Consider the following 14,017-nt stretch of genomic DNA (forward strand, 5'->3'; position numbering starts at 1 on the left):
CCCATCTGGTTTTGTTGGGTTATCTCCGTTGTTATCCCCATCTGGTTTTGTTGGGTTATCTCCGTTGTTATCCCCATCTGGTTTTGTTGGGTTATCTCCGTTGTTATCCCCATCTGGTTTTGTTGGGTTATCTCCGTTGTTATCCCCATCTGGTTTTGTTGGATTACCTTCATCCTTCTTTTTCGTTAAATCAATTGCATATTTCGCAAACTCATTTTCAGACGGACCAACATATGAGATTTTTCCATCTTTCGTAATATATTTCTGTGCATTTGGTGAAGAATCAAATGTAGTATTTAATTTTTCAGCAGCGATTGGTTTAAACGCCCAGTTTTGGTCTGCTGTCGGATTAATAACAGGTGTTTCTTGCATATATTTCGCAATGATTTGACGTGTTTCATCTTGAGATTGATATACAACTTCACCTTTACTTACTCCAGGGAATGTTTGACTACTACCACGATAATTATTTGTAGCAACAATAAATTCTTGATTATCAGCTATCGGCTTTCCATTATATGTTATATTCAAAATACGATTTGCATTTTGGTTTACTACTTTTCCATCTTTATCATATTTTGCTGGTTGTGTAACATCAATTTCGTATTTTACGCCATCTAAAATATCAAAGTTATATGTAGGATAGTTTACATTTACTAATGACTGTTCTTCTGCTTTAGCTGGATCAATTTGATTGAACTGACCTGCAGACATTTCAAGCCATTCTTTTACTTGTGCGCCGTTTACTTTTACAGCATAAAGTGTATTTGGATACACATATAAGTCAGCAACGTTTTTAATCGCTAAAGTTCCAGCTGGAATATCGGTATAATAAGTTGCACCATTTCGGCCCCCTGCTTTAAAAGGTGCCCCTGCAGATAATACTGGGAGTCCTTTATATTTGCTGTACTGTCCATTTTCAGTAAATAGCTTTTCTACATACCATTTCTGAGCATTCGTTACAAGCTGTACAGATGGATCATCTTGTACAAGTGAAAAATAACTATTAATTGGCGCTGTCGTTTTACCGACAGGTGTATTTACATATTTAATTGTCGCTTCATGATCATCTTTGATTTCATCAACTAATCTCTTATCAGATTCTACTAACGCATTTCCTTTACTATCAGAAATTGGACGGACACTTGGAACCGATTTATCTTTTTGAACTTCCCACTTACCGTTTACCTTTTTCAGTTCCATATCAATAATACCTAAATTACTTCCGAAAACACCTGGCATTACAACTGGAACACCGTTAAAATTGTCCGTTATTACTGTATGAGAGTGTCCCATTAACACCGCATCCACATCAGGAACTTTCGCTAAATAATAGGATGCATTCTCCATCCCAGCATTATAACCATTTTTATCAACGCCAGAGTGCGCTAATGCAACAATGATATCTGCACCCTCGGCTTTCATTTTTGGAACCATTTTCTTCGCAGTTTGCACAATATCTTTCGCTTTTACTTTCCCTTCTAAATTCGCTTTATCCCACCCCATAATTTGCGGTGGTACAAAGCCCATTACACCGATTTTCACTTTTTGCTTTTGACCAGACTCATCTTCTACTTCTTTTTCAAAAATATGGTATGGTTTAAAATAATTTTTATCGTTTTCTTCATTATTATCGCCATCTTCTTTGTATACATTTGAATTAATAACTGGGAACTGTGTTTTACTAATTGCCTTATTTAAGTAGTCCAAGCCATAGTTAAATTCGTGGTTCCCAAGAGAAATGACGTCATACTTCATTAAATTCATTAAACGATATAGAGGGTGAACATAGTCCCCATCCAAACCTTTTTGCGCCACATAATCCCCAAGCGGTGTTCCTTGTATCGCATCTCCATCATCAAATAGCACAGAGTTCTTCGCTTCCTCACGTGCTTTGTTAACAAGGGTCGCAGTTTGAACAAGGCCGACTTTATTATCCGTTTTTGTTTGATAATAGTCGTAGTTCATTAAGTTAACATGAATATCAGAAGTTTCTAAGATTCGTAATTTAACTGTACTCCCCTCTGCTTGTCCCTCTGCATGAGCAACTGTTGGCAACACTTGCGGAGCCATAATGCCTAATGCAAGAGTTGTCCCCGCTAACACTTTCTTTGACTTCTTCACAAAAAATCCCCCTTATAAAATTGTCCCTTCAAAAACAAATAAAATGAGTTTCTCATCAAACTCTAATAAGGTATTCTCTGTTTTCTTCATATTAGAGCGACGTATCTTCACTTATCTGACATTATCATATCCAACATACTTTCATATCGTCAATTCATTTTGACATATTTCTACAAAATTTCTGTAAAGTTATTGTAAACTTTCCATAAAGATATAATAAGCCCTTCCATTGCTTATGCAGCTGAATATGATACAATTACCAATTATAAGGAGGATGGATTTATGAAAAAAGTCATCTTAATTATTGTTTGTCTCCTCCTTCTAATCATTTCTTATTCACATTTTGAAAAGAACGATGAGACAACAAAACAAAAAGAAAAATCAGCATCATCTACTCCTCATTGGATTGACAAACAAACGAATGACTCGTTTTATCATCTTGTGTTAGGTGATTCGCTTGCAAAGGGATATGGCTCGACACAAGGAGGGTTTGCTGAATTAGCTTCCAAACAAATAGAGGAACAAATTCATAAACCGATTAGAGTGGAAAACCTTGGAGTAAATGGACTTACAACAGATCGTCTCGTTCAAAAAGTTCAGGCAGAAGAAGTGCAACAAAAAATTAAAGAAGCGAATATAATTACCATTAATATTGGAGGAAATAATTTATTTCGTTTAAATCGCGATGTAGGTGTTATAGATGGTATTAAAATGTTAAATAAAGAAAAGGCTCATTTTGAAACAGACGTAAAAAACATTGTAAAGACAGTTCGGAACCTGAATCCGAATGCTTTACTCATTCTATCTGAACTCTATAATCCTTTACAACTCGATGATTCAATTGCTTCTTATGCAGATATGTTTTTAGATGGCTGGAATGATGCAGTTTATGCAATTTCAAAAGCGAATCAACCGTCCATTGTTTTACCAATTCGAAAGTTAATATCAAATGATAAGAAAGATTTACTATACGACCAAGTACATCCAAACGATAAAGGCTATGAGATTATCGCTAATGCATTTACAAAGCAAGTATTATCCTATAAATATTGAGGGTAAGCCGAACAATTCTATTTTTATACGATACCTTTTTTGTTACAATGATAATGGAAGGGGGCCTTTATATGGAATCACGTGAGTGGGAACGTATTGTTGATCATCTTCTTTCGTTAGTGCCTCTTTTTTATCGTAAATTTATGCTTCCTGGAGAATTTTCTTCACAAAGGCACATGCCACCGTCACATACACAGGTGTTACTGCTATTGCATGAACGTGGCACATTAGCAGTGTCAGAAATCGGAAAGCGGTTGGCGATTTCAAGGCCAAACATGACACCTCTATTAAACAAATTGATTCAGGAAGAACTCATAGAGCGTCATTATAGCGAAAAAGATCGACGGGTCATTTTAATTTCTCTTACGGCTGAAGGGAGATCATTAGTAAGTCAGTATCAACAATTTATTTTAGACAAATTAAAAGAAAACTTTCAAACATTATCTGAAAGCGATCGTGAACAACTCATTCACTCGCTTCAAACCATTCAAAATTTAATTTTGAAAACAAACGTGTAAAGCTGCTTCCAAAAGAAGCAGCTTTATGATTCATAATAATTTCCATAATATGAATTTGAATATGGCCATGTCATTAAGTACGGTCTTCTTCCCTGAGAAGGTTGCGCCTGTTGATATACTCCAACCTGTTGCCGTATATAAGGAGCGGGATAATAATTCATATATGGATATACTTGAGGTACATAGTAATAATACATTTATCTTCTCCCCCTTTTCCTTAAACATATTCAAGGTAGAAAATGAATGTGACATTCTTTATAGTTGTACAAGCAATTTATATACTGTAACACGTGTCTTTTCATAAATTATATATGGAAGACCTCTCTATTTAGAAAGGTTTTTCGCATTTTGAAATAAACTTACTAATAATGCTTTTTGAGCGTGCAATCGGTTCCCCGCTTGCTCAAAGACAACGGAAGAAGGCCCATCTATAATTGTTCCTGTTACTTCTTCTTCACGATGAGCAGGTAAACAATGTAAGAAACGATACGTCGCTTTCGCATGCTGAACAAGTTTTTCGTTCACTTGAAACGGCTCGAATAAATTATATTTCCCTTCCGTATCTTCTTGCCCCATACTCATCCAAACGTCAGTATAGATAAAATCTGCATTTTTCGCTGCCAACTCCGGGTTATTCAAAATTTCAATATTCGCTCCTGTCTCATTTGCAATTTCTAGTGCACGCTTTACAATTTGTTCATTTGGTTCATATCCTGGGGGAGTGGCTACTGTCATATGCATACCGACTTTTGCACTTGCCAAAAGTAAAGAGTGGCATACGTTATTTCCATCGCCTACGTAAGCTAGTTTAATTCCTTTAAATGTATGGACCTCTTCATAAATTGTCATCAAATCTGCTAATGCCTGACACGGATGATGATCATCTGTCAATCCATTGATAACAGGAATACTTGCTTCCTTCGCAAGCTCCTCTACATCCGCGTGTGAAAATGTACGAATCATGATCCCATCAATATAATGGGATAATACTTTTGCCGTGTCTGCAACACTTTCTCCTCTGCCGAGCTGCATTTCTTTTCCACTTAGAAACATTCCATGCCCACCGAGTTGTACCATCCCCGCTTCGAAAGAAACACGCGTACGAGTTGAATGTTTATCAAAAATGAGTCCTAATATTTTCCCGTTCAATAAAGGTTCATGCTTATTCTGTTTTAAATAAATAGCAAATTCAATTAGCGCAATTATTTCCTCTTGTGCTAGTTCTTCCAATGTTAAAAGATCTTTCGTTTGTAATTTCGGTACTTGAATAGTTGACATAGAAAATCCCCCTTATAATATTGATGATTTTTGCGAACAAATGACTTTTTTCATTATATTTACTGCTTTATCTATTTCTTCATTCGTTACAATGAGCGGTGGTAAAAGTCGTAAAACATTGGTTCCAGCTTGTAATACAAGAAGACCCTCGTGTTCTAACTGTTCTATCATTGATGCGACGTCACACTTACAAACGACTCCAATCATAAGGCCTTTTCCGCGAATATCAGTAATCCATTCCAGATCATGGAATTCTTTTTTTAGTTTTTGTAGTAAATATTCTCCTTTTACATTAACTTCTTGTAAAAAAGATGATTGCTTTATAATTTGTAGCACCTCTTTCGCTGCTGTCATTGCCATATAATTTCCACCAAAGGTAGAGCCATGCACTCCGGCTGTAAATGCAGCCATAAGCTCTTTCCCTCCAAGCATTGCCCCAACCGGAATACCATTTCCAAGCGCTTTTGCCGCTGTAACAATATCTGGGGATGTTCCCGTCTGTTCATAAGCAAATAATGTTCCTGTTCTTCCCATTCCGGTTTGTACCTCGTCGATTATATAAAGGGCTCCATAATGTCTACATAACTGTTCTATCTCTTGTAAAAAAGGGATATCAGCAGGTAAGACGCCTCCTTCTCCTTGAACAACTTCTACCATAACTGCAGCTACTTCTTCATTCATTGCCTCCCTAAGCGCTTCTATGTCATTAAAAGGAATATGTAAAAAAGACGGCAGAAGTGGTCCGAACCCCATTTTAACCTTCTCTTGTCCAGTTGCACTCATTGTTCCAAACGTTCTACCATGAAAAGACTGCTGAAATGTTAAAACAAGAGATCTTCCTGTATGCTTACGTGCTAATTTAAGCGCTGCTTCATTCGCTTCCGCTCCGCTATTACAAAAGAACACATAATCTAAATCACGCCCCTCTGTTAATAGTGCAGCTACCTTTTCTTGTACCTTGTGTGGAAAAAGGTTAGATATATGCCAAATTTCCTGTAATTGCTTTGTCATTGCTTCTACAAGCACAGGATGACAATGCCCTAAATTACATACAGCGATTCCAGAAGTAAAATCTAAATACTCTTTCGCATTCTCATCTATAACCGTTGTCCCAGTTCCTTGAACAATTTCAATACTGCGTCTCCCATATGTCGGAAATATATGGCTATTCATCCGATACACACCCCTTTTGTTACTGTCGTTCCAATCCATTCACCCGATGTTCCGATAAAAATTTTTGTACCATTTACAATGCTGACATGCTTAACTCCCATCTTTATTGAGGTAAGAGCTGCCTGTACCTTTGGAATCATTCCCCCTGTAATAACTCCTTCTTCTATGAGCTGTAAAAGCTCTGTTTCATCCGTATTCTTTAATAATTCTCCTTCACACAATATACCGTCTACATCCGTAATAAAGAGCAGTTCTTTTGCTCCGAGCGCATATGCAATTCCTGCTGCAGCAGTATCTGCATTTATGTTATAAACTTGATCTCCTCTTATTCCAATCGGAGCAATGACCGGAATATAATTTAAATCTAGTAATCCTTTTAATAGAGAAGTCTCTACACTGCTAACTTCACCAACATATCCAATCTCCTCATCAAGTGGCTGAACCCCAAGTAATTTCCCGTCACAACCAGAGACTCCAATTGCATGCAAACCATGCTTTTGAAAATTCATCACTACTTTTTTATTCGTACTTCCGCATAAAACCATTTGAACAATATTCATTACTTCTTTTGTTGTCACACGTAGCCCATTCTTTTTTTCAATTGGAATATTAGCTTGTTTTAGCTTTGCATCAATGTCTGGTCCCCCACCATGAACAACAATAACTTGATACTTTTGTTTCAGCTGCTTTATACACTCAAAAAACACATGGTCTAAACGATCTAACATACTACCACCGCATTTTACTACGATATACTCGCTCATTTTTTCTCTCCTTACGTGCGATAACAAGCATTTATTTTCACATATTCATAACTTAAGTCGCAGCCCCAAGCTCTTCCTTTTTCTTCGCCAAGGTGTAAATGAACATCTATAACGATTTCAGGTTGCTCTAATTTTTGTTTCATTTCCTTTTCAAGGAACACTTGCGGCTCACTCCCTTGTAAAACAGAAATAGACTGAACAACAATATCAACAGTGGTAGGTTCAATCGCAACTCCACTTTGCCCAATCGCACTAATAATGCGGCCCCAATTTGCATCTTCACCATACATTGCTGTTTTCACAAGACTTGAGCCAACAATTTGTTTTGCAACCTTATTCCCTTCTTCTACCGTTTGTGCTCCGTATACATTTACTTCAACTAACTTAGTAGCACCTTCACCATCTTTAGCAATTTGCTTTGCCAAGTCCTCACATACCTTTTGCAAAGCAAACATAAACTTTTCCCACTCTGCATGAGTTGTATCAATAGCGGTCGTCCCTGATAACCCACTTGCCATCACAACGACCATATCATTTGTAGACGTATCTCCGTCCACAGTAATTTGATTAAATGTATGATTCGTAACTTCTGATAATGCTCGCTGGATTGCTCCCTGTTCTATATTTGCGTCTGTTGTAATAAAGCTAAGCATTGTCGCCATATTCGGGTGAATCATACCAGAACCTTTTGCGGCTCCTGCAATCGTTACTTCTTTTCCTTCAATCATGAGTTGATAACACGATTGCTTTGTAACAAGGTCCGTTGTTACAATCGCTTCATAAAATGCAGTTGCTTTCTCTTCTTCTTTCGATGGTATAAGAGAGAGAATACCAGTGCGAATCGCTTCCATTGGTAAAGGAACGCCAATGACACCTGTTGAAGCAACTGCCACGTGATTTTCTTTTACATGAAATTGTTTCGCAGCCAACGTCCTCATTTCATACGCATCTTGTAATCCCTGTATTCCTGTACAAGCATTGGCATTTCCACTATTTACAACAATTGCTTGTAATTTCCCTTCCGCAGCGATACTTTCTTTCGTCACTTGTACCGGCGCGGCTTGAAACTGATTTGTTGTATACACAGCTCCGCAATTAGCAGGGACATCACAAACAATTGCTCCCATATCTTTTTTCCCTTTTTTCAATCCAGCCTGAGTCCCAATCGCCGAAAAACCTTTTGGTGTTACAATTGATCCACTTGCGACTTTTATAATAGAATCTACTCCAATCATCATTCTTCCCCCTTATAGATAGAGCGGTATATATTGTAATCCCTCTGTTTCCTCTAACCCTGCTAATAGGTTTGCATTTTGAACTGCTTGCCCAGCAGCTCCCTTCATCATATTGTCAATTACAGAAACAACTGTAATACGTCCTGTTCGTTCATCATAAGCTACTCCAATATCGCAATAATTTGACCCCCTTACTTCTTTTGGACTTGGAAACTCCCCTTTAGGACGGATACGAACAAAAGGAGCATGACAATACGTTTCTTCATATAGCTTCTGTAATATCTGTACACTGACATCTCGTTTTACTTTTGCATAGAGAGTAACCATAATCCCTCTTGATATTGGAATTAAATGTGTGCTAAATGTAATTGGCTTCGCCTGCACATTCCACTCAGTAAGCATTTGCTCAATCTCTGGAACATGTTGGTGCTCATTTACCTTATAGATACGGAAATTATCATACAGCTCTGGAAAATGAGTGAATGTTGTCGGTGTTTTTCCCGCTCCTGACACCCCTGATTTCGCATCGATGATAAGTGATTCTTCCTCTATCATCCTGCCCTGCATCAATGGCGCGGCTGCTAATAGTGCCGCTGTTGCAAAACATCCTGGATTTGCAACTAATTCTGCTTCTTGAATAGCTGATTTTTTCCATTCACTTAATCCATACACCGCCTTTTGAAGAATCTCTTCCTTTGCAGCAGGCTTTTTATACCATCTTTCATATGCATGAGGATCCAACATACGAAAATCACCTGATAAGTCAATAACTTTTAAGCCCGCCGCTAGCAAGCGCGGCGTCAGCTCCTTTGAAACCCCTGCCGGCGTTGCTAAAAATACAATACTAGCCTCCTTCGCTATCACATCCACGTCGATTTCTTGTAATGTATGGACAATAAAATTTCGCAAATGCGGATATGTATTTGTTATTTGTTCTCCTACTTGTGAAAAAGAGTGAAGAGATGTTATCGAAAAATATGGATGTTGATGTAACAACCTGATTAACTCAATTCCTCCATATCCAGTTGCTCCAATAATCGCGACTTTCATATGCTCCTCCTTATATCGATTCTTTAAATTAAGTATGATTATAATATTGTATATTTATAAAGTCAATTAAATATTTATTAATTTTAAAAGTTTTAAATTCGTAATTTTTCTAGAAAAGCAATAAGTTTACGCGAATTTTTATACAACATTAATGTATACTAGTATTTTTTATATACTTCAAGTACAATAAAAACAATACATTTATATATATGAGCGGAGAAAAACATGAATGAAAAATTAATCGAGAAGATGTTGATAAAAAGTTTTCGGCAATATCAATGCAGACCTGTTTCAAAAGAGGATGAGGAAGTTTTAATTCAAAGCATCCAAACAATGATTCGGTCAAAACCTAATATCGATGTATACGAAGCAATTGAGGATATTGTTTATGAATATATTACGGGAAAGTAAAAAATAGGAGATTTCCATTTGGAAATCTCCTATTTTTTACTTAATGATTTACCTGCTACACGTTCAAACAAACCCGGAAATAACGCAAAAATTTTTGGTCCGACACTCATCCATTTCGGCAAATTCACTTCACGCTTTTTCGTTTGCATCGCTTTGACAATTTGCTCCGCTACGTATGTTGGCTTTAACATGTAACGCCCCATATTTTTTACATATGTACCGGATTGATCCGCAATATCAAAAAAGTTTGTATCAATTGGCCCTGGATTAATTGCTGTCACATGAATATTTGTATTCGTTAGTTCCATGCGTAAGCTATTTGTAAACCCTAATACCGCATGTTTGCTTGCTGCATACGCACTAGATTTTGGCGTTGCAATTTTCCCTGCTAACGAAGCAACATTAATGATTTGTCCATTATTTCTCTCTAACATATGAGGTAATACCGCTTTCGTACAAGCGACTAACCCAAATACATTAACCTGAAACATATCTTTCACTTCAGCCATGGAGGCATCTTCAAACGTTTTGAAAATACCAAAACCCGCATTATTTACCAATATATCTATTTGCCCTACATCTTTTAATACTCTTGCAAAAACAGTATTAACCTCTGCTTCGTCACTTACATCTAATACATAATAATAGCAAGGCTTATTGTAAGTCGTTTTAATCTTTTCTGCTAATACTCGTAGTTTTTCTTCTGTTCGTGCTATCAATACAGGAATTGCGCCCTCTACTGCCACTTGCATCGCAACTTGTTCCCCAATTCCACTAGAAGCACCTGTAATGACGATTACTTTTTCTTGTAAACGTCCTATCATTGCTGTCACCTACTTTGCATAATAAATCCATTGTGGCGACGATTCATCAATCATCACTTGTTGATTATATGCTAAAAAGTCTAATTGTCCAACTGTTTCTGAAATCGTAAGTGGCAATTGCTCTTTATATAATACAGGGAATAATTTCACACATACTTCAAAGGCTGTCATCGGTTTTTCTTTTAGTAATTCTAATACTTTAAACGCACGTGTTTCTTGCTTTTGCAACCTTCCTTCTATCAGCTCGTTCACATTCACAATATCTTCACCATGACCTGATAAAATGCGTGAAATCTTCATGTTACTTAAACGTTTTAATGTTTGATTATATTGTAGTAAAGGCTGTGCCCGTTCTGTCTGCCCTTCATATGGGGGTTCTAATATCGGATTCGAAGAAATGTGACTAATTAAAGCATCTCCACCAATTAGCAACCCATCTCGCTCCCTGTATAATGAAATATGAGTCGAAGCATGCCCTGGTGTTTCAATAACTGTAAACTCAGGTAAAGATTCAATACTGTCTCCCTCTCGTACAGTATGTGTTAACGATCTATTACAAGAATATTTAAGCGTTTTCGTCGTAAGTAATGCTTCCCCTTTAAAAAATGCTTCCGGAACTCCGAACTGTAATGCGGCTTCTTTAAAAAATTGCTGATAACGTTTCAAGAATTGAGAATCCTGCGTAATCCATGGTTCATTCCACGGATGGCCTACAATATTCGTCTTCTCAGAAAATGTGTTTAAAAGCCCACAATGATCAGCATGATGATGTGTAATCACTACTGTTTCAATGTCTTCTATCTTGTAACCTAAAGTCTTTAATTGTTTTTCTAATGCCGATTTTGCCTCTTTTGTATTTGTCCCTGTATCAATTAATGTTAATGATTCTCCCTCTACTAAAAACACATTCACTGTCTCAACTGCAAATGGAACAGGAATCTCCATTCGGTGAATTGCTAGCATATTTATGCCCCCCTGTCTCTCTCCGATTCAAAAATGAATCCCTCTTCAGTTTACAACTTCTATAAAAATTTGTCATTATTTTCAGACAAAAAGAAGGTGTTTTCTATAATAAAACGAATGTATGTAAATTTATAAGTTTTTCTTACAAAAATGAAGGAGGCTTCATCATGTCTATTCAAAAAATTTCCTTTCTGGGTGCTGGATCTATAGCTGAAGCAATAATTGCTGGTTTATTGGATGCAAATGTCGTAAAGGGTGAACAAATTACAGTAAGTAACCGCTCTAATGAAACAAGGTTACAGGAATTACATACAAAGTATCATGTTAAAGGAACACTTAACAAAGAAGAGCTACTTACTCATGCGGATATTGTTTTCCTGGCAATGAAGCCAAAAGACGTCTCAGAAGCACTTCAACCTATAAAAAAATATATAAAGAATAATCAACTCGTCATTTCATTAATGGCAGGTGTTTCTACAAGTTCGATTACAAGCCTGCTTCAAAAAAAGGTTCCGATTATCCGTGCAATGCCAAATACTTCAGCAACTATTTTAAAATCAGCTACGGCTATATCTCCATCCTTGCATGCAACAGAGCAACATATTCATATTGCCAAATCTTTATTCGAAACAATTGGCCTTGTTTCAGTGGTAGAAGAAGATCATATGCATGCTGTTACTGCACTATCTGGAAGTGGTCCTGCATACGTATATTACGTAGTTGAAGCAATGGAAGAGGCTGCAAAACAAATCGGCTTAGAAGAGGCTGTGGCTAAATCGCTTATTTTGCAAACAATGATCGGTGCGGCTGAAATGCTTAAAGCGAATACAAAACATCCTTCTATTTTACGAAAAGAAATTACTTCTCCAGGTGGAACGACAGAAGCTGGCATTGAAGTGTTACAAAGCTTTGATTTCCAACAAGCACTTATCTCATGTATTACACAAGCTACAAAACGATCTCATGAACTCGGAAAAACATTAGAACAATTAACAAAAGAAAAATAATAAAGGAGCTCAGAAAATAAATCTGAGCTCCTTGTATCACAACTACATTCTCTTATTTGCTACTCTTTCCAAAAATCTCTTCTTGAATGCGACGTCCTGTTGGTGTTGCTGCTAGTCCACCTTCTGCTGTCTCACGAAGAGCAACAGGCATTGTTTGTCCAATTCTAAACATCGCTTCAATCACTTCATCGCATGGAATTGTACTTGTTACACCAGCTAGTGATAAATCCGCTGCAATCATTGCATTTGAAGCACCTGCTGCATTACGTTTTACACAAGGAACTTCTACAAGTCCAGCAACTGGATCACATACTAACCCTAGCATATTTTTTAAAGCAATCGCCATCGCTGTAGCTGCTTGCTCCTGCGTTCCTCCTGCCATTTCAACAGCTGCTGCCGCTGCCATTCCACTTGCTGAACCAACCTCAGCTTGACAACCTCCAGCTGCACCTGAAATACAAGCATTGTTGGCAACAACCATACCAAATGCTCCAGCTGTGAATAAAAACTCAATCATTTCTTCACGTGTTGGCTGTAATTTTTCTTTAAGTGCAAACAGTACGCCTGGTACAGTTCCAGCTGATCCAGCTGTTGGTGTTGCACAAATAATCCCCATCGCTGCATTTACTTCATTTGTTGCAACCGCTTTGCTCACTGCATCCAAAATCGTATGTCCAGATAAGCCTTTTCCGCTCTTCATATACTCCTGTACTTTAACCGCATCGCCGCCCGTTAAACCAGTTGGCGATTTAACACCGCGAATACCACGCTCTACTGCTTGTTCCATCACGACTAAGTTCTTTTCCATTCCAGCAAGTACTTCTTCGCGAGAGATACTTCTTGTCTCCATTTCACATTGAATCATAATTTCTGCAATTTTTACATTTTGTTCTTTAGCTTGTGCCACTAGTTCCGCTGCGTTCCGAAACATGGTGCGTCCCCCCTGCAATTAGTCCATAATAGTTACTTGACAAATATTTGATTGTCCTTTTATTTCTTCAATCACTTCGTCTGCCAATAATTCATCCGTTTCAATAACCATAAGCGCTCTTCTTCCTTTTTCCTTACGTGAAACACTCATTGTACTAATGTTAATTTCATGTTTCGCAAGTATAGAAGCTACAGATGCAATCGCTCCAAAGCGATCATTATTCACGATAAGGAGTGCCGGACTTGTTCCCGATAGCTGTAAATCAAATCCATTTAATTCTACCACTTCAATCTTACCGCCACCAATTGAACAAGCAACCACTTCAATCTCCTCTTCTCCTTTATACAAACGAATTCTTGCTGTATTTGGATGTGGCGCATTCGCTTCTTCTTCAATAAAGTCCACTTCAATCCCACGCTCTTTTGCAATTTCTAGCGCACTTGGGATACGTGTATCATCTGTTTCAAATCCTAGTATTCCACCAATCAACGCTACATCCGTACCGTGACCACGATATGTTTTTGCAAACGAGCCATATAACGAAATTGTAACTCTTTCTGGTTCATGACGGAAAAGTTGACGAGCAACTTGCCCCATTCTTGCTGCACCTGCTGTATGTGAACTCGACGGTCCAATCATAACTGGACCGATAATATCAAATACTGAGCGATATTTCATCATGATTC

At 37.5% G+C, this 14,017-nt stretch carries 15 protein-coding genes; 4 read left to right on the forward strand and 11 right to left on the reverse strand.

Features of this window, described 5'->3' with window-relative positions; all coding sequences use genetic code 11:
* The coding region (gene cpdB, locus KFD70_RS16550) for a bifunctional 2',3'-cyclic-nucleotide 2'-phosphodiesterase/3'-nucleotidase (RefSeq protein ID WP_431613247.1) at positions 1–2,124 on the reverse strand (2,124 nt) is incomplete at its 3' end.
* A 282-nt stretch (positions 2,125–2,406) separates the two neighbouring features.
* Between cpdB and KFD70_RS16555 the strand changes: the two genes are divergently transcribed.
* Both KFD70_RS16555 and KFD70_RS16560 read left to right on the forward strand, forming a co-directional pair.
* Positions 2,407–3,177, forward strand: a complete 771-nt coding sequence (locus KFD70_RS16555) for a GDSL-type esterase/lipase family protein (RefSeq protein ID WP_336450000.1) — start codon at positions 2,407–2,409, stop codon at positions 3,175–3,177.
* 71 nt (positions 3,178–3,248) lie between these two features.
* On the forward strand, positions 3,249–3,695 hold the full coding sequence (locus KFD70_RS16560; protein WP_336450001.1) for a MarR family winged helix-turn-helix transcriptional regulator: 447 nt from the start codon (positions 3,249–3,251) through the stop codon (positions 3,693–3,695).
* 23 nt (positions 3,696–3,718) lie between these two features.
* Here KFD70_RS16560 and KFD70_RS16565 read toward each other — a convergent pair whose 3' ends face one another.
* The 6 genes from KFD70_RS16565 to argC all read right to left on the reverse strand — a co-directional run bounded on the left by KFD70_RS16565 (position 3,719) and on the right by argC (position 9,195).
* Positions 3,719–3,892 carry a hypothetical protein gene (locus KFD70_RS16565; protein WP_336450002.1) on the reverse strand — a complete coding sequence of 58 codons (174 nt, stop codon included), beginning with the start codon at positions 3,890–3,892 and terminating at the stop codon, positions 3,719–3,721.
* 127 nt (positions 3,893–4,019) lie between these two features.
* Complete coding sequence (argF, locus tag KFD70_RS16570) at positions 4,020–4,973, reverse strand: ornithine carbamoyltransferase (RefSeq protein ID WP_336450003.1); 954 nt, start codon at positions 4,971–4,973, stop codon at positions 4,020–4,022.
* Positions 4,974–4,985: 12 nt separating this feature from the next.
* A complete protein-coding gene (gene argD / locus KFD70_RS16575; RefSeq protein WP_336450004.1) occupies positions 4,986–6,146 on the reverse strand; it encodes an acetylornithine transaminase in 1,161 nt (386 codons plus the stop codon).
* Positions 6,143–6,910: an acetylglutamate kinase gene (argB, locus tag KFD70_RS16580; RefSeq protein ID WP_336450005.1), complete on the reverse strand. Its 768-nt coding sequence runs from the start codon at positions 6,908–6,910 to the stop codon at positions 6,143–6,145. Before argB ends, argD begins: the two co-directional genes overlap by 4 nt.
* 11 nt (positions 6,911–6,921) lie before the next feature.
* Positions 6,922–8,145, reverse strand: coding sequence for a bifunctional glutamate N-acetyltransferase/amino-acid acetyltransferase ArgJ (argJ, locus tag KFD70_RS16585; RefSeq protein WP_336450006.1), 1,224 nt, complete (start codon positions 8,143–8,145; stop codon positions 6,922–6,924).
* Between the two features lie 12 nt (positions 8,146–8,157).
* Positions 8,158–9,195: an N-acetyl-gamma-glutamyl-phosphate reductase gene (gene argC, locus KFD70_RS16590; protein ID WP_336450007.1), complete on the reverse strand. Its 1,038-nt coding sequence runs from the start codon at positions 9,193–9,195 to the stop codon at positions 8,158–8,160.
* A gap of 225 nt (positions 9,196–9,420) precedes the next feature.
* On the opposite strand from argC, the gene KFD70_RS16595 reads away from it, so the two are divergent.
* Positions 9,421–9,606, forward strand: a complete 186-nt coding sequence (locus KFD70_RS16595) for a YqzH family protein (protein ID WP_336450008.1) — start codon at positions 9,421–9,423, stop codon at positions 9,604–9,606.
* A gap of 29 nt (positions 9,607–9,635) precedes the next feature.
* On the opposite strand, the gene KFD70_RS16600 is transcribed toward KFD70_RS16595, so the two are convergent.
* Positions 9,636–10,430, reverse strand: a complete 795-nt coding sequence (locus tag KFD70_RS16600; RefSeq protein ID WP_336450009.1) for an SDR family oxidoreductase — start codon at positions 10,428–10,430, stop codon at positions 9,636–9,638.
* Between the two features lie 9 nt (positions 10,431–10,439).
* On the reverse strand, positions 10,440–11,393 hold the full coding sequence (locus tag KFD70_RS16605; protein ID WP_336450010.1) for an MBL fold metallo-hydrolase: 954 nt from the start codon (positions 11,391–11,393) through the stop codon (positions 10,440–10,442).
* Positions 11,394–11,560: 167 nt separating this feature from the next.
* Between KFD70_RS16605 and proI the strand changes: the two genes are divergently transcribed.
* The gene (gene proI / locus KFD70_RS16610) at positions 11,561–12,400 is read left to right on the forward strand and encodes a pyrroline-5-carboxylate reductase ProI (RefSeq protein WP_336450011.1); all 840 of its coding nucleotides are present in this window, start codon (positions 11,561–11,563) and stop codon (positions 12,398–12,400) included.
* A gap of 52 nt (positions 12,401–12,452) precedes the next feature.
* Here proI and sdaAA read toward each other — a convergent pair whose 3' ends face one another.
* Together sdaAA and sdaAB are read right to left on the reverse strand one after the other, a co-directional pair.
* Positions 12,453–13,331 carry an L-serine ammonia-lyase, iron-sulfur-dependent, subunit alpha gene (gene sdaAA / locus KFD70_RS16615; RefSeq protein ID WP_336450012.1) on the reverse strand — a complete coding sequence of 293 codons (879 nt, stop codon included), beginning with the start codon at positions 13,329–13,331 and terminating at the stop codon, positions 12,453–12,455.
* Positions 13,332–13,349: 18 nt separating this feature from the next.
* Positions 13,350–14,009 (reverse strand): L-serine ammonia-lyase, iron-sulfur-dependent subunit beta, encoded by a 660-nt coding sequence (sdaAB, locus tag KFD70_RS16620; RefSeq protein WP_207993132.1) that lies wholly within the window; start codon positions 14,007–14,009, stop codon positions 13,350–13,352.
* Positions 14,010–14,017 lie beyond the last annotated feature (8 nt).

The organism is Bacillus pfraonensis (assembly GCF_050768835.1).
Taxonomy (GTDB): domain Bacteria; phylum Bacillota; class Bacilli; order Bacillales; family Bacillaceae_G; genus Bacillus_A; species Bacillus_A pfraonensis.